The sequence below is a fragment of the Kitasatospora sp. NPDC018058 genome, from assembly GCF_044327205.1.
In the GTDB taxonomy this organism is placed as follows: Bacteria; Actinomycetota; Actinomycetes; order Streptomycetales; family Streptomycetaceae; genus Kitasatospora.
This window is the reverse complement of sequence record NZ_JBIRFA010000003.1, coordinates 78,498-93,613: the sequence shown is the minus strand read 5'-3', so window position 1 is coordinate 93,613 and position 15,116 is coordinate 78,498. Positions and strand designations below refer to the sequence as shown.

Below are 15,116 nucleotides of genomic sequence, written 5' to 3'. Positions count from 1 at the left end.
GCCCGCCCCGGCGCCGCCGCGCTACTCGCCGGTGGTGCCGTCGAGGTGCTCGCGTAGGAGGTCGGCGTGGCCGTTGTGGCGGGCGTACTCCTCGATCATGTGGGTGAGGATCCAGCGCAGCGAGAAGACCTCCTCGCCGAAACGGCCCAGGACGTCCAACGACTCGGCGGCGGCGACGAGTTCCCGGGCGTGGTCGCACTCGCGGCGCCAGACCGCGAAGGCCTCCTCGGGGTCGGCGGTCTCGACGTCGAACTCGGCGAAGGAACCGTCGGGGTGCTTCCAGAAACCGTGCCTCGCCTCGTCGTTGAGGACGTTGCGGAACCAGCTGCGTTCCACCTCGGCGAGGTGGCGGACCAAGCCGAGCAGGGAGAGCCCGGAGGGTTCCAGCACGCGGGTGCGCAGCTGTTCGGTGGTGAGGCCGGCGCACTTCATCGCGAGGGTGTCGCGCTGGTGGTCCAGGAAGCTTGTCAGGGTGGCTCGTTCGTCGGCGGTGCGCAAGGCGGTGGTGCGTTCGGTGCCGCCGCGTTCGGCGTCGGTGCGTTCGGTGCCGCTGCGTTCGGTGCCGCTGCGCTGGGTGGTGGTGCGCTGATCATCGGTCATCGGGTCATCGTGCCGGGCGGCTCCGCCGACCGCCCGGCCATTTCACTGGGTGGACGCCCTACGGCAGTTGCTCCAGCCAGTGCACCGCGCCCGGTACGTCCGGCGCGACCGGCACGCCGTCCGGGACCGGCGGGCGCTCCACCATGACCACCGGCAGCCGGAGTTCGCGGGCGGCGGTGAGCTTGGGCGCGGTCGCGGCGCCGCCGCTGTCCTTGGTGACCAGGACATCGATCCGGTGCTCGCGCAGCAGGGCCCGCTCGCCGTCCAGTGTGAACGGCCCGCGGTCCAGCAGGACTTCGAAGGAGGGTGGCAACGGCGGCTCGGGCGGGTCCACCGAGCGGGCGAGGAAGTGGACCCCGTCGAGGTGGGCGAAGGCGGCGATGCCCTGTCGCCCGGTGGTGAGGAAGACACGCCGCCCCAGGCTCGGCAGCAGGTCGGCGGCGGCCGCGAGCGAGTGGGCGGGGTGCCAGTGGTCCCCGGGGACGCGGGTGAAGCCGGGTCGGCGCAGCACCAGCAGCGGCACGTCGGTGGCGGCGGCCGCGAGGGCGGCATTGTGCGAGATCCCGGAGGCGAACGGATGGGTGGCGTCCACCACGGCGTCCACCCGTTCGGCGCGCAGCCAGGCGGCCAAGCCCTCCGGTCCGCCGAACCCGCCGATCCGCACCTCCCCGGCGGGCAGCCGGGGTCGGGCGACCCGGCCGGCCAGCGAGCTGGTGACCTGGTGCGGGGACGGGGCGAGGGCGGCGGCCAGCGCCCGCCCCTCGGTGGTCCCGCCGAGGATCAGGATGTGCCGCGTCATGCGCCGCAGGGCTCGTGCGGGCGCTCGCGGTCCGCCGAGTAGAGGTGGCTGTCGCGGAACTGCTCGGCGGCGAGCGTCCGGCCGACGATGATGACGGCGGTGCGGACCACGCCCGCGGCCTTGACCTGCTCGGCGATGTCGGCGAGAGTGCCGCGCAGCACCAGCTCGTCGGGGCGGCTGGCCATCGCGACCACGGCGGTCGGGCAGTCGGCGCCGTAGTGCGGGAGCAGCTGCTCGACCACGTCGTCCACGTACCCGGCGGCCAGGTGCAGCACCAGCAGGGCACCGCTGCGGCCCAGGGTGGCGAGGTCCTCGCCCTCGGGCATGGGGGTGGCGCGCTTGGCGATCCTGGTGAGGATCACGGTCTGGCCGACGGTCGGCACCGTCAACTCCCGCTTCAGCGCGGCCGCGGCGGCGGCGAATGCGGGCACACCGGGGACCACCTCGTACGGGACGCCGGCCGCGTCCAGGCGGCGCATCTGCTCGGCGACGGCCGAGAAGACGGACGGGTCGCCGGAGTGCAGGCGGGCCACGTCCCGGCCCGCCTGGTGGGCGGCGACCAGCTCGGCGGTGATCTGGTCCAGGTTGAGCTGCGCGGTGTCGATCAGACGGGCACCGGACGGGGACTCGTCCAGCAGCTCGCGCGGGACCAGGCTGCCGGCGTAGAGGCAGACCTCGGCACGGGCCAGGATGCGCTGGCCGCGCAGGGTGATCAGGTCGGCCGCGCCCGGGCCGGCTCCGATGAAGTAGACGGTCACGAGGCGTCCTCCTGGGGGGTGTTGGGCTTGACGGCGGACCACTGGGTGACCGGCATGGCCTGCCGCCACCCGGTGAAGCCGCCCACCGGGACGGCGTGGGCGACGGCCAGTTTGACGAGCTCCCCGCCGTGGCGCCGGTACCACTCGGTGAGCAGCGCCTCGGACTCCAGCGTCACGGTGTTGGCGACCAGCCGGCCGCCGGGGCGCAGCGCGGCCCAGCAACTGTCCAGCAGGCCGGGAGTGGTGAGGCCGCCGCCGATGAACACCGCATCAGGGCTGGGGAGTTCGGCGAGCGCGGCGGGGGCGGAGCCGGTCGCGACCCGAAGCCGGGGCACGCCGAGCCGGCGTGCGTTGCGGGCGATGCGCTCGGCCCGGACCGGGTCGCGCTCGATGCTGACGGCCTGGCAGTCGCGGTGGGCGCGCAGCCACTCGATGGCGATCGAGCCGGAGCCGCCGCCGACGTCCCAGAGCAATTCGCCGGGGGAGGGGGCGAGCGTGGCGAGGGTGGCGGCGCGCACGTGCCGCTTGGTGAGCTGGCCGTCGCTCTCGTACGAGGCGTCGGGCAGGCCGGGGACGAGGGAGCTGCGGGGGCCGTCGCCGAGTTCGACGGCGATGACGTTCAGCGGATCGCCGACCGGGTGCGGCCAGCCGCCGGCGGGGCCGTCGAGCAGGCGCTCGGCGGGGGAGCCGAGCTGTTCGAGGACACGCAGGCGGGCGGCGCCGTACCCGTGCCCGGTGAGCAGCGCGGCGACGGCGGCCGGGGTGGCGGCGTCGGCACTGAGCACCAGCAGTCGGCGGCCGGGGTGGAGGGCGAGCGCGAGGGTGTCCAGCGGGCGGCCGACCAGGCTGATCACCTCGGTGGCCTCCAGCGGCCAGCCGAGCCGGGCGCAGGCGAAGGAGACGGAGGAGGGGTGCGGCAGTACGCGCAGCCGCTCGGCGCCGACGGCCTCGGTGAGAGTGCGGCCGATGCCGTAGAACATCGGGTCGCCGCTGGCCAGGACGGCGACGCGGCGGTCGGCGTGGGCGGCGAGCAGCCCGGGGACGGCCGGGCGCAGCGGGGACGGCCAGGGCACGCGCTCGGCGGCGACCTCGTCGTGGGGGAGCAGGTCCAGCTGCCGGGGGCCGCCGATGACCACCTCGGCGGACTGCAGTGCGGCCCGGGACGTCGAGGCCAGGCCGGGCCAGCCGTCGGCCCCGATCCCGACGACGGTGATCGGAGGGGGCAGCTCGGGCACCGGGTGGCTCCTCGTCGTTCGGCGGGCCAATGCGTTGTGGATCTACCAGCCGGGGCAGCCTACCTGGCCGTTTACGGCCGGTCTCCGGCGAGGTGACGGGCGACGGGGGACGGCGGACGGAATTCAGCTGACAGATTTCAGACTTTGAACGCTGAAAGCTGTCAGCTGAACGTTGTCAGCCGTCAGCCGTCAGCCGTCAGCCGTTAGCCGTCAGCCGCTGCCTGCCGGCTGACACCCGCCGCCCCTCACCGGTCCGCCCAGTCCCCTGAGGCGATCAGCGCCGGTCGCGCCCGCAGCCGCGCCTCGGCGGCCGGCCCGGCGAGGTAAACCCAGGCCTCCCGCTGCTCCCCCGCCGCCGTCCACACCGCCAACCGCCGTCGTACGTACAGCCCCGTCCCGTCCGCCCGGCACTCCTCCAGTTCGTCCAGCGTCGCGAGCGCCCCGGCGTACGCGCCCGGCCGTACGGTGATCAGCTCGCCCACGATCCGGCGTCCGGGCGTCGGATCGGGCACCGCGTACGGGAACCCCGGGCCCGCGTGCAGCGCGGCGCCCTCGAGTACCGCCGGGCGGATCTCCGCACAGCGCCCGGCCAGGTGGACGGCATGGTTGCGGCCACCGCTGCGCAGCGTGCCGTACACGAAGAACGGCAGGGCCTCCTCGACCGGCGAGGCCTCCTCGGGCGCGGACACGGGTTCGACCTCCTCAGTACAGGAGCGCCCACGGTACGTCCTGCTGCCCGATCCGTGATACCCACTGGCGCAGCGGGTGCCCGATGCGCTGTCATGTCGGATGTTCGGCCAGCAGCGTCCAAGGGGGACACACATGACATCGCCCGCCTCCTTTCAACCGGCAACGACCCCCGGCGGTACCCCCGGCACCCCCACCGCCCCCACCGCCCCCGTAACCCCCGTAACCCCCGTAAGCCACCTCACCTCCGCCACCCCCGCCGAGCCGACCGCTCCCGGCGCCCCGTCCCCCGACTCCGGCACCGCCACCCGCCTCGGCGGCGCCGTCTGGCTGGCCCTCGGCGTGGTCTACGTCGTCTGGGGCTCGACCTACCTGGCGATCCGGATCGCGGTGGAGACGATGCCCTCCTACCTCTCCGCCGCCGCCCGCTTCCTCACCGCCGGCCTGCTGCTGGTCGGCTACCTGCTGGTCCGCCAGGGCCCGGCCGGCCTGCGCGTGAGCGGGCGCCAGCTGGCCTCCGCCACCCTGGTCGGCGTACTGCTGCTGACCGGCGGCAACGGCCTGGTGGTACTGGGTGAGACCTCCGTCCCCTCCGGCCTGGCCGCCCTGCTGGTTGCCGCCGTCCCACTGTGGATGGTCGTGCTGACGGCCTTCGGCGGCGAGCGCCCGAAGCCCGCCGAGATCGCCGGGGTGCTGTTCGGCCTGGTCGGCCTCGGCGTGCTGTCCGCCCCCGCGATCGGTGGGTCCGTCAAGCCGCTCGGCGTGATCCTGATCATCTGCGCCACGATGACCTGGGCAGCCGGCTCCTTCGTGAGCAAGCGGATCCCGATGCCGGGCAATGTGCTCGCCGCGAGCGCGTACCAGATGCTGGCCGGCGGCTTCTGCAATCTGCTGATCGGGCTGGCGCGCGGTGAGCGGCGGGGGTTCGACCTCTCGGCCGTCTCCGGCCGGTCCTGGTTGGCCCTCGCCTACCTGGTGCTGGTCGGCTCGCTGCTCGCCTTCACCGCGTACGCCTGGCTGCTGCGCTCGGCGCCGCTGACCCTGGTCGCCACCTACGCGTACGTGAATCCGGTGGTCGCGGTGCTGCTGGGCTGGCTGATCCTGGCCGAGCCGCTGACCGGCCCGACCCTGGCGGGCGGGGCGATCGTGGTGGCCGGTGTGTGCCTGGTGGTGAGCGTCAGCCGGCGTCCTGGGCGCTCAGGGCGTCCGGCGCGTCCGCGTCCGTCGAAGGCGACATCCGCGCATAGGTGAGGATCACGTTCCCGCGCTCGAAGATCTGGCTGTCGGTGAGCGTGAAGGCGCGGGGCTCGAAGCCGGCGCGGAACAGCGGGATGCCCGCCCCGACCACCACCGGGTACTGCTTGATGATCAGCTCGTCGATCTCGGGCAGCAGCTGACCGGCCAGGTCGGCGCCCCCGCAGAGCCAGATGCCGAGACCGTCCTCCTGCTTGAGCCGGCGGACGACGCTCAGCGGGTCCTCGGCGGTGACCTCCACTGCCGGGTCGGGGCTCGACTCCAGCGTGCGGGAGAAGACGATCTGCCGCAGGTGGGCGTACGGGCTGGTGAGGCCGACGGCCAGCCCGGCGTCGTAGCTGCCGCGCCCCTGGAGCACGGTGTCGAAGCGCTTGTTGGGCGCATCCGCGATGCCGACCGCCGTGCGGCCGGGGGTGGAGACGGTCTCCGGGTACTCGCCGAAGAGCGTCGGGGTGTAGTCCTCGGTGACGAACGGAGCGTAGAAGTCGTAGCCGCCGTCCGGGGCGGCGATGAAGCCGTCGATGGTGGCGCCGATGAAGTAGGTGAGCTTGCGCATACGTGTCCTTGGGGTCGAGGAACGGGATCGGGAGGCGGCGCGGGCCGGTTCGGTCCGCTCCGCCAACAACTCCAGTTATAGTACTTCGACCGTAGTGGTTGCCAGAGGGTTGTTCGGGCCTCGGCCCGAGTCGCCCGAACCCGAGCCCGACTCCGAGCTCGACCCCTGAGCCCCTGAAGGCACGCAAAAGCACAGGAGAGAGAATCGGCCCATGGTCCAGAACCCCGCCCGCCGCACCGCCCTCGCCGACGCCGCCATCGAGGTCCTCGCCCGCGAGGGCGCCCGAGGCCTCACTTTCCGCGCGGTCGACGTCCAGGCCGGCGTCCCCAACGGCACGGCCTCCAACTACTTCGCCAACCGGGACCACCTGCTCCATCAGACCGCCCGGCACATCCACCAGCGGCTCACCCCCGACCCGGTGATCCTTGCCGAGCTGCTGCGCGCCCCCCGCGACCGCGCACTGGTCGCGGCCCTGATGCACGACGTCTTCCGCCGCATCGCCGCCGACCGGGCCGGCTACCTCGCGATGCTCGAACTACGCCTGGAGGCCACCCGCCGCCCCGAACTGCAGGCCCAGCTCACCGGCACCATCCGGGACCAGCTGGAGGCCAACATCGCCTACCACTTGGACGAGGGCTTGCCCGGCGGCCGCGAGACCGTCCTGGTCCTCTACCTTGCGATGACCGGCCTGATCCTCGAACACCTCACCCTCCCTGAGGTGTTGGGCGCCGACGGTCTGCCCGCGCTGATCGACACCATCGTCGAGCGGATCGTCCCGGCTTCCTGACCGGCCGCCTGGCAGGCCGTCCTGTCGTCATCGGACGCGCGTGCACGAGCGGCGTGCCATAGCCGCGAACCGGATATATCGTCCGCGTGGCGGACCCGCCGCCCCGAATGTCGCGTCCGCTACCCGCCAACTCCCGCGAAGCGAACGGTCGCCAGCCGTGCGGAAGTTACGATCATCCCGATCATCGCGCACGAAGCAACCGTACCGAACCGGGGGAGAGGCGCGCCGTGTTGGAGACCGAGCAGGATGGAGCCACCCGCACCGCCGACGCCCCACCGCCCCCGGTATGGCGTCAACGCCCGTTCCAGGCCCTCTGGTCAGCCCATACGATCAGCCAGTTCGGCACTCAGATCACCCTCTTCCTGATCCCCGTCCTCGCCCTCACCATGCTCTCCGCGACCCCCGGCCAACTCGGCCTGGTCTCCGCCGCCGAGACCGTCCCGTTCCTACTGGTCGGGCTGCCTGCCGGGGCCCTGCTCGACCGGTGGGACCGCCGCCGGGTGATGGTCGTCGCGGACCTCGGCCGCGCCGTGGCGATCTGCGCCCTCCCACTCGGATACGCCCTCGAAGCGTTGAGTGTGCCGCTGCTGTGCGCAGTCGCCTTCGTCACCGGCGTGTTCACCGTCTTCTTCGACATCGCCGACCAGGCCCTGCTGCCGAGCGTGGTCTCCCACGGCCGGACGGCGGACGGCAACAGCCGCCTGGAGTTCTCCCGCTCGGCCGCCGAGCTCGCCGGCCCCAGCCTCGGCGGCCTGCTGCTCCAGGTGCTCGCCGCCCCGATGATCCTGCTCGGCGACGCGGTCAGCTACCTGCTCTCGGCGCTGCTGCTGCGCTCGGTCCGCCCGGTCCGCGTCCGGCACGGCCACGCCGAACCCCAGGCAGCCCCCGAGGCCCAGACGGCCTCAGAGGCCCGGATGCGCACCCGGATCGCCGAAGGCCTGCGGTTCGTCCTCACCCACAACACCCTGCGCCCGCTCGCCCTCGCCACCGCGATCGGCAACCTGGCGAGCCTCGGCGGAGCGCTCAGCGCCCTGTTGACCGCGTACGCCGTCCACGACCTGCGCCTGTCACCCGGCGCGCTCGGCCTGGCACTCACCCTCGGCAATGCCGGGGCCCTGCTCGGAGCCGTCGTCACCGGCCGGCTGATCCGCCGCTTCGGTCTCGGACGGGTCCTGATCGCCGCGAAGTGCCTCCCCGGCCTCGCCGTCCTGATCCTCGCCACCGCCGCGCCCGGACGCGCGCTGGCCACGGTGGCGGTCGCGACCGGCCTGATGGCCTGCGGCGTCACCGTCTACAACATCGGCCAGGTGAGCCTGCGCCAGGCCGTCACCCCGACCGGCCTGCAGGCCCGGATGAACGCCTCGATCCGGTTCGTGATCTGGGGCACCCTGCCGCTCGGCGCACTGGCCGGCGGTCTGCTCGGCTCGTGGCTCGGGCTGCGCCCGGCGCTCTGGTTGGTCGGCGCGGTCGGCCTGCTCTCCTGCCTGCCGCTGCTGCTGGCGCGCGAGGTCCGGGCGTTGCGCGGGATGCCGACCGGGCCGGTCGACTGACCGGACGGGCCGGCGACCGGACGGGCCTGTCCCCGGACGGGCGGGCCCGGTCGGCACCTGCGGGTCAGAACGCGTACGGCGGCTTCCCGGTCCACCAGTTCCCCGGCGCCTCCGGGTCGCGGCTGGTCCAGAACTCGATGATCGCGCTGGTGAACTCGGCCGCCGACAGTGTCCCGTCCCCGTCGAGGTTGAGGCGGCGGAAAGCCTCGTCGGCGTCGTCCCGGCAGAGCCCGGCGAAGTGGCCGCGCTGGAACACGAAGAACTCGCCGGCGTCCACCGTCCCGCTGCGGTCGGCGTCCGCCACGGCGAGGAAGGCCTCGGCGAGCGCGCCGAGGATCTCCCGGGCGGCCTCCGGGTCGTCGGCGAGCGAGCCGGTGGAGGCGACGAACTGCTCCCGCGTGATCGCCTCCGTCCCGGCGGGCTTTCCGGCGAGGTGCAGGTCGTGCCAGATCGTCAGGTAGGCGCGGACGATGACGGCCTCCGCCTCCGAGCCTTCCTGGTGGCCGAGCGAGCGGGCCACCGAGTGGCCCATCAGGACGTGATCCCGCTCGGTGAGCAGCCCGTCCCCGTCGGCATCGAGGTGGTCGAAGCCGTGATTGATCTTCGCGATGAGCAGGTCGTCCGACAATGTGCCCCCTCCGGTGGCGATTTCCGCAGCTCCAGGGCCGCGCAAGCGATGTCACGTCGCCAGCACGCTAATGCCTTGAGCCGCGCTCGCGCAGCCGAACGTCGCGCAGTCGATCCTCGCGCAGCCGGACGAAGGACGAGCGGTGGCGCCGGGGCGCCCCGGTTCAGTCGTCCTGGTGGTCGGCCCAGATGTACGCCTCCGGCAGCAGGTCCGGCACCGGCAGGGCGCGCAGCTGTCCGTCCCGTTCGACGATGACCTCCGCCTCGGGGAAGTAGTCCAGCAGCACCTGGCGGCAGCGCCCGCACGGTGGCACGACCCCGCGCCCCTGGTCGGCGACCGCCACCACCGTGGTGAGGTCGTACGCCCCCTGCCCGGCCGCCGCCCCGATGAGCACCAGCTCCGCGCACGGGCCGCCGGTGAAGTGGTAGACGTTCACGGCCGTGACGATCCGCCCGTCGGCATTGCGCCCGGCCGCCGCGACGGTGTGGTTGTCGCCCCGCGAGTACCGCTCGGCCACCTTTCGGGCCGCTGCGACGAGCTCCTGGTCGACACCCGTGTGATCGATGTCGGACATATTTGCCAGTCCTTCCTGATCGAATCTGACATGCTTCGATCATGGCCGCCCCGCCCCTGATCGTGCCAACTCTTTCCGCGGGCCCGTTCCGGCTGCGGCCCTGGCACCTCACCGACCTGGCCGCCGTGCGGGAGGCCTTCGTCGGTCCGTACATCCCGCTGGGCACCACCGTCCCGGCCGGCGCCGGCCGCGACGACGCGGCCGACCGCGAGCGCGCCGACCGAAACGCCCTCGCCGACCGAGCCTGAGACGCTCAGGGCATTTCCGACCTGGTCAACTGGGGTTCCCGGCGGCCGTTCGAGCGGCATCGGATCGGATGCGTCCGAGGTTCCGCAAATCATCGGAAGGTGCTCCGGAGGAATTCATTCCGGACTGTTTCGGGAATTGCGGCGGCTTCATTTCGCCGCAGCACGGACATTGCATATGAGCGGACATGTGCCCTCAATCGGGCCGGTCGTACCGCATTCTGAGACCTCCGCCGCGGTCCCCGCGGTGTTGATACGATCCCGGTGGACCGCGACTGGCGCGTAGGGATGGAATCGACCATCGGGAAGCGGTCTCGTGAATCCACACGTCGACATGAATCCTCACGTCGAGTTGCCGAGCGCCTGGGCCGCCCGCATCCCCGCCAGGAGACCGCCATGGCCCAGCCCGAGCAGACGCCCCACACCACCGCCGTCCCCGCGGCCGACACCGCCTTCCGCAACGCCCTCGACGTCGTGGCCGGCGTCGAACCGCGGATCGCCGCCGCCATCGGCCAGGAGCTGGAGGACCAGCGCGCCTCGCTCAAGCTGATCGCCAGCGAGAACTACGCCTCCCCGGCCGTCCTGCTCGCCATGGGCAACTGGCTCAGCGACAAGTACGCCGAGGGCACCGTCGGCCGCCGCTTCTACGCCGGCTGCCGCAACGTCGACACCGTCGAGGCCATCGCCGCCGAGCACGCCCGCGAGCTGTTCGGCGCCGAGCACGCCTACGTCCAGCCGCACTCCGGCATCGACGCCAACCTCACCGCCTTCTGGGCCGTCCTCTCCCAGCGGGTCGAGAGCCCGGCCCTGGAGCGGGCCGAGGCGCGCAACGTCAACGACCTCACCGAGCAGGACTGGGCCCGGCTGCGCCAGGAACTCGGCAACCAGCGCATGCTGGGCATGTCCCTGGACACCGGCGGCCACCTCACCCACGGCTTCCGGCCCAACATCTCGGGCAAGATGTTCGAGCAGCGCAGCTACGGCACCGACCCGGCCACCGGCCTGATCGACTACGACGCGCTGCGTGAGACCGCCCGCGAGTTCCGTCCGCTGATCCTGGTGGCCGGCTACTCGGCCTACCCGCGACTGGTGGACTTCGCCAAGATGCGTGAGATCGCGGACGAGGTCGGCGCGACCCTGATGGTCGACATGGCGCACTTCGCCGGCCTGGTCGCGGGCAAGGTGCTCACCGGCGACCACGACCCGCTGCCGCACGCCCACATCGTCACCACCACCACCCACAAGTCCCTGCGCGGCCCGCGCGGCGGCATGGTGCTGAGCAACGCCGCGCTGGCCGAACACGTCGACCGCGGCTGCCCGTTGGTGCTCGGCGGCCCGCTCTCGCACGTGATGGCCGCCAAGGCCGTCGCGCTCGCCGAGGCCCGCCGCCCCGAGTTCCGGGCCTACGCCCGCGCCGTGGTCGACAACGCCCAGGCGCTCGCCGAGGGCCTGCTGCGCCGCGGCGGCAAGCTGGTCACCGGCGGCACCGACAACCACCTGGTGCTCGCCGACGTCTCCGGCTACGGCCTGACGGGCCGCCAGGCCGAGGCGGCGCTGCTCGACTCGGGCATCGTCACCAACCGCAACTCCGTCCCGCTGGACCCGAACGGTGCCTGGTACACCTCCGGCGTGCGCCTGGGCACTCCGGCCCTGACCACCCGCGGCCTGGGCACCGCCGAGATGGACGAGATCGCCGCCCTGATCGACACCGTGCTGCGCGCCACCACCCCCACCACCGCTGCCAACGGCAACCCGTCCAAGGCGAACTACGCCCTCGACGAGGCCCTGCGCGACGGCATCGCCAAGCGCGCCGCCGACCTGCTCGCGCCCTTCCCGCTCTACCCGGGCGTCGACCTGGTCTGATCCCAACCCGGGGCTGCCGGAGAGGAGTTCGGCAGCCCCGGTCCAACTCGGTTAGTACTGCAGCGACTTGTACTGCAGGAATTCCTCCAGCCCGTGCCGGCCGAGCTCGCGACCGAGGCCGGAGCTCTTGTAACCGCCGAACGGGGCCAGCGGGTTGAAGCGGCCGCCGTTCAGGTCGACCTGGCCGGTGTCCAGGCGGCGGGCGAAGGCGGCGGCGGTGTCGGTGTCCGCGGCCCAGACGCCGCCGGCCAGGCCGTAGACCGTGCCGTTGGCGATCTCGGCGGCGTGGTCCTCGTCCCGGTAGGGGACGATCGACAGCACCGGGCCGAAGATCTCCTCCTGGGCCACCGTCATCTCCGGGGTGACGTCGGCGAGCACGGTCGGGCGGACGTAGAAGCCGGCCGGCAGCTCGGGCAGCGGCTCCGGACCGCCGACCACCACCCGGGCGCCCTCGGCGAGCGCGCTGTCCAGGTAGCCGCGCACCCGGTCCAGCTGCTTGGCGTTGACCAGCGGGCCGATCCGGGTCTGCGGGTCGGTCGGGTCGCCCGGAACGTACTTCTCGGCGGCCTTGGCCGCGATCGCGACGGCCTCCCCGTACTGGTCCCGGTGCACCAGCAGCCGGGTCCAGGCGCTGCAGGTCTGGCCCGAGTTGGCGAAGACGTTGGCGACGTTGACGTTGACCGCGCGGGCCAGGTCGGCGCCAGGCAGCACCACGTTGGCGGACTTGCCGCCCAGCTCCAGGGCCACCCGCTTCAGTCCGCGCCCGGCCGTCTCGGCGACCTGCCGGCCGACCGCGGTGGAGCCGGTGAACGACACCACGTCCACCTCCGGGTGGGCCGCGAGCGCCGCGCCCGCCACCGCGCCGGTACCGGTCACCAGGTTGAACACCCCGGCCGGGAAGCCGGCTTCGTGCACCAGCCGGGCGAACAGCCGGGCCACCAGCGGGGTGTCCTCGGCCGGCTTGAGGACCACCGGGCAGCCGGCCGCCAGCGCCGGGACGACCTTGGCGACGATCTGGTGCAGCGGGTAGTTCCACGGGGTGATCGCCGCGACCACCCCGGCCGGCTCGGCGAGCACCACCGAGTTGCCGATCCGCTCCTCGAAGGGGTGCTCGGCGAGCAGGGTCAGGTAGGAGGTCGCCACCGCCAGCGGCAGCCCGGCGTGCACGGCTCCGGCGAAACCGACCGGGGCACCCAGCTCGGCGACCACGGTCGAGGTGATCTCCCCCTGGGCGGCGGCGAGCCCGTCCCGCAGTCGGGTCAGCAGCGCGGTCCGCTCCTCGCGGGTGGTGGCACCCCAGCCCCGGGCCGCCCGGCGGGCCGCCGCCACCGCGGCGTCGACGTCGGCCGCCCCGCCCGCCGGTACGGTGGCGAGCACCTGCTCGGTCGCCGGGTTCAGCACGGTGATCGACCCGGAGTCCCCGGAGGGCCGCCAGGCGCCGTCGATGTACTGGTCGCCGTACTCCGCGTACTCCTGCACAGATCGTCCTCTCGGGTGGTCAGCCGCTTTAACTGACAGTGCTGGTCAAGGGTCAGTCAAGGCGGCCGGGCGGCCGTGCGCAAGAGCCAATCCGACCGGGGGGACCGGACGGTTACCTCGGGGCGAACCGCGCGGTGTACTCGTCGAACGGTTCGATCCCGACCTCCGCACGGCGCTCGTCCAGTCGATCCGGGTCCTCGCACGGCCACGGCACCGGGCGGCCGTCCGCCACCGCGCCGATCTGGGTGCCGTAGCGCTGCGCGCGCCCCTCGTTGACGGCCAGCCGGTCCTGGAGGAAGGCCAGGTCCCTGGCACTCGCCGCGCCGCTCGCCACGGCCTCCGCCATCAGCGCCACCGCCCGGCGCTGGACGTCCAGTTGACGGTCCGCATGCTGCGCGACCAGCCAGGCCGCCCGGGCCGCGTCGGCTCCGACGGTACGCTCGGTCGGCCAGCCGTGCTCGGCCATGATCTCCGCGAGCCGGTCCCCGTGCCGGGCCGTGAGCCGCCGCCAGGCGGCCTGTTCGGCCAGGTCGGAGCTGTTCGCCAAGCGCGCGTGGGCGCCGTCCTCGGCCATCATGGCGGCCAACTCCTCTGCGAGGGGCGAGCCATGAGTGTCCGTCCGATCCTGCCGTGCTGCTGCCATGTCGTGCCGCTCCCTGCTTTCGGGCCCTCCGCTCGGGCCGCCCGTCACCACCGTAGGTGTGGGATTCGAGACGAAGATCATTCCTAGGGCTGGTGACACAGCGCAGTCGACGGGACACAATGGAGGTGCGCCAGCTGCCCGGCCGTGCTCATCTCCGGCCGCGAAACGGCGGCTTCGACAACTCGTCGACGGAAAGTCTCCTCACCGCCCGTAGAGCCGCTGTAGATTGCAGCGAACTCCGTGGTGGGGCCTACTGTCGGTGGAGGGTCGACTCGCGTACGGCCGGTGGTCCGGTGCGTGCCCGTGGCCGAGAGGGCCGCCACCGCGCCGAGACGTGGTTCAGTTTCCGCAGGTCATTCGTACCGCTAAGGAGCATCCCGTGACCGACACCGCATTGAGGGGCGGATCCCAGAAGCCCATCGAGCCGGCCGGGTTGGACGACGTTCCGGGGTGGTTCTGGGACCACGATCGGCACTCCTTCGACTGGTTCCTGGGCCGACAGGAGAAGAAGGGCGTCACCGGCGACCTGCTGGAGATGGGCGCCTACCTGGGCCGCAGCGCCATCGTGATAGGCGAGCACCTCCAGCCGGGTGAGGCGTTCACCGTCTGTGACCTCTTCGACTCGGACGCGCCCGACGAGGAGAACTCCGAGGAGATGGCCGTCTCCTACCGGAAGACGCTGACCCGCTCGGCCTTCGAGGCCAACTACCTGTCCTTCCACGACGAGCTGCCGGAGATCATCCAGGCCCCGACCTCCGTCCTCGCGGGCGGACGGATCCCAGCCGGGGCGTTCCGGTTCATCCACATCGACGCCTCGCACCTGTACGAGCACGTGGTGGGTGACCTCCAGGTGGCCCGGGTCGCGCTGCAAGAGCAGGGCGTCGTGGTGCTGGACGACTACCGCTCCCAACACACCCCCGGCGTCGCCGCCGCGACCTGGGGGGCGGTGTTCAACCACGGCCTCAAGCCGATCATGCTCACCGAGTGCAAGTTCTACGGCACCTGGGGGGACCCGGAGCCCTTCCAGCGCGAGCTGCTCGATCGGGTGGACCTCGCGGTCGGCTGTCACCTGAGCACCGAGACCCTCAACGGGCAGCAGGTGCTGCGGATGACCGGCACCTCCGAGGGCATTCAGCCGTTCCGCGGCTCCCGCCACCAGGAGCGGCTGTCCGAGGTGGCCGCCGAGCGGTCGGCGCAGGAGTCCCGCCAGGCGATCCGGTCCGCCCAGGACGAGGCGACCCTGGACCTCGCCGCCCGCCGCGCCCGCGCCGCCGAGGCACGCCGTCCGCTCAACGTCGCCAAGCGCGCCGCCCGTGATCTGCTCCCGCCGGTGGTCACCTCCGCCATCCGCCGCGCCCGTCGGGGCTGACGCCTGACAGTTGACGCCTGACAGCTAACAGAATTCAGCTAACAGATTTCAGAGTCTGTCATCTGAACTTTGTCACCTGAGCCCTGTCA

General features: G+C 72.6%; 16 protein-coding genes and 1 riboswitch. Of the genes, 6 read left to right on the top strand and 10 right to left on the bottom strand.

The window, feature by feature from the left end; translation table 11 throughout:
- Positions 1–21 precede the first annotated feature (21 nt).
- From ACH4E7_RS05350 to ACH4E7_RS05330, 5 genes are all read right to left on the bottom strand, one after another.
- Positions 22–600 carry a DinB family protein gene (locus ACH4E7_RS05350; RefSeq protein WP_396247649.1) on the bottom strand — a complete coding sequence of 193 codons (579 nt, stop codon included), beginning with the start codon at positions 598–600 and terminating at the stop codon, positions 22–24.
- A 58-nt stretch (positions 601–658) separates the two neighbouring features.
- On the bottom strand, positions 659–1,399 hold the full coding sequence (locus ACH4E7_RS05345; protein WP_396247648.1) for a cobalt-precorrin-6A reductase: 741 nt from the start codon (positions 1,397–1,399) through the stop codon (positions 659–661).
- A complete protein-coding gene (gene cobM / locus ACH4E7_RS05340) occupies positions 1,396–2,157 on the bottom strand; it encodes a precorrin-4 C(11)-methyltransferase (RefSeq protein WP_396247647.1) in 762 nt (253 codons plus the stop codon). Before cobM ends, ACH4E7_RS05345 begins: the two co-directional genes overlap by 4 nt.
- Complete coding sequence (cbiE, locus tag ACH4E7_RS05335) at positions 2,154–3,392, bottom strand: precorrin-6y C5,15-methyltransferase (decarboxylating) subunit CbiE (RefSeq protein ID WP_396247646.1); 1,239 nt, start codon at positions 3,390–3,392, stop codon at positions 2,154–2,156. The genes cobM and cbiE overlap by 4 nt, the downstream gene beginning before the upstream one ends.
- Positions 3,393–3,637: 245 nt before the next feature.
- Positions 3,638–4,081: a gamma-glutamylcyclotransferase family protein gene (locus tag ACH4E7_RS05330; RefSeq protein WP_396247645.1), complete on the bottom strand. Its 444-nt coding sequence runs from the start codon at positions 4,079–4,081 to the stop codon at positions 3,638–3,640.
- 133 nt (positions 4,082–4,214) lie between these two features.
- Between ACH4E7_RS05330 and ACH4E7_RS05325 the strand changes: the two genes are divergently transcribed.
- A complete protein-coding gene (locus ACH4E7_RS05325) occupies positions 4,215–5,330 on the top strand; it encodes an EamA family transporter (RefSeq protein ID WP_396247644.1) in 1,116 nt (371 codons plus the stop codon).
- On the opposite strand, the gene ACH4E7_RS05320 is transcribed toward ACH4E7_RS05325, so the two are convergent.
- Positions 5,257–5,889 (bottom strand): dihydrofolate reductase family protein, encoded by a 633-nt coding sequence (locus ACH4E7_RS05320; RefSeq protein WP_396247643.1) that lies wholly within the window; start codon positions 5,887–5,889, stop codon positions 5,257–5,259. The two genes, ACH4E7_RS05325 and ACH4E7_RS05320, sit on opposite strands and share 74 nt — an antisense overlap.
- Before the next feature lie 211 nt (positions 5,890–6,100).
- Between ACH4E7_RS05320 and ACH4E7_RS05315 the strand changes: the two genes are divergently transcribed.
- Entirely contained in the window at positions 6,101–6,676 is a 576-nt protein-coding gene (locus ACH4E7_RS05315; RefSeq protein WP_396247642.1) for a TetR/AcrR family transcriptional regulator, read from the top strand.
- 227 nt (positions 6,677–6,903) lie between these two features.
- Entirely contained in the window at positions 6,904–8,226 is a 1,323-nt protein-coding gene (locus ACH4E7_RS05310; protein WP_396247641.1) for an MFS transporter, read from the top strand.
- A gap of 64 nt (positions 8,227–8,290) precedes the next feature.
- Here ACH4E7_RS05310 and ACH4E7_RS05305 read toward each other — a convergent pair whose 3' ends face one another.
- Both ACH4E7_RS05305 and ACH4E7_RS05300 read right to left on the bottom strand, forming a co-directional pair.
- Positions 8,291–8,854, bottom strand: a complete 564-nt coding sequence (locus ACH4E7_RS05305) for an EF-hand domain-containing protein (protein ID WP_396247640.1) — start codon at positions 8,852–8,854, stop codon at positions 8,291–8,293.
- A 163-nt stretch (positions 8,855–9,017) separates the two neighbouring features.
- The gene (locus ACH4E7_RS05300; protein ID WP_396247639.1) at positions 9,018–9,428 is read right to left on the bottom strand and encodes a cytidine deaminase family protein; all 411 of its coding nucleotides are present in this window, start codon (positions 9,426–9,428) and stop codon (positions 9,018–9,020) included.
- Between the two features lie 41 nt (positions 9,429–9,469).
- Here ACH4E7_RS05300 and ACH4E7_RS05295 point away from each other — a divergent pair, with 41 nt between their 5' ends.
- Both ACH4E7_RS05295 and ACH4E7_RS05290 read left to right on the top strand, forming a co-directional pair.
- Entirely contained in the window at positions 9,470–9,676 is a 207-nt protein-coding gene (locus ACH4E7_RS05295; protein ID WP_396247638.1) for a hypothetical protein, read from the top strand.
- Positions 9,677–9,934: 258 nt separating this feature from the next.
- A riboswitch (ZMP/ZTP riboswitch) is annotated at positions 9,935–10,049 on the top strand.
- A gap of 20 nt (positions 10,050–10,069) precedes the next feature.
- Complete coding sequence (locus ACH4E7_RS05290) at positions 10,070–11,536, top strand: glycine hydroxymethyltransferase (RefSeq protein ID WP_396247637.1); 1,467 nt, start codon at positions 10,070–10,072, stop codon at positions 11,534–11,536.
- Between the two features lie 51 nt (positions 11,537–11,587).
- On the opposite strand, the gene ACH4E7_RS05285 is transcribed toward ACH4E7_RS05290, so the two are convergent.
- Both ACH4E7_RS05285 and ACH4E7_RS05280 read right to left on the bottom strand, forming a co-directional pair.
- On the bottom strand, positions 11,588–13,015 hold the full coding sequence (locus ACH4E7_RS05285) for an aldehyde dehydrogenase family protein (protein WP_396247636.1): 1,428 nt from the start codon (positions 13,013–13,015) through the stop codon (positions 11,588–11,590).
- Between the two features lie 112 nt (positions 13,016–13,127).
- Positions 13,128–13,658 (bottom strand): DUF6624 domain-containing protein, encoded by a 531-nt coding sequence (locus ACH4E7_RS05280; RefSeq protein ID WP_396247635.1) that lies wholly within the window; start codon positions 13,656–13,658, stop codon positions 13,128–13,130.
- A gap of 379 nt (positions 13,659–14,037) precedes the next feature.
- Between ACH4E7_RS05280 and ACH4E7_RS05275 the strand changes: the two genes are divergently transcribed.
- Positions 14,038–15,027 (top strand): class I SAM-dependent methyltransferase, encoded by a 990-nt coding sequence (locus tag ACH4E7_RS05275; RefSeq protein ID WP_396247634.1) that lies wholly within the window; start codon positions 14,038–14,040, stop codon positions 15,025–15,027.
- The last annotated feature ends 89 nt before the right edge of the window (positions 15,028–15,116 follow it).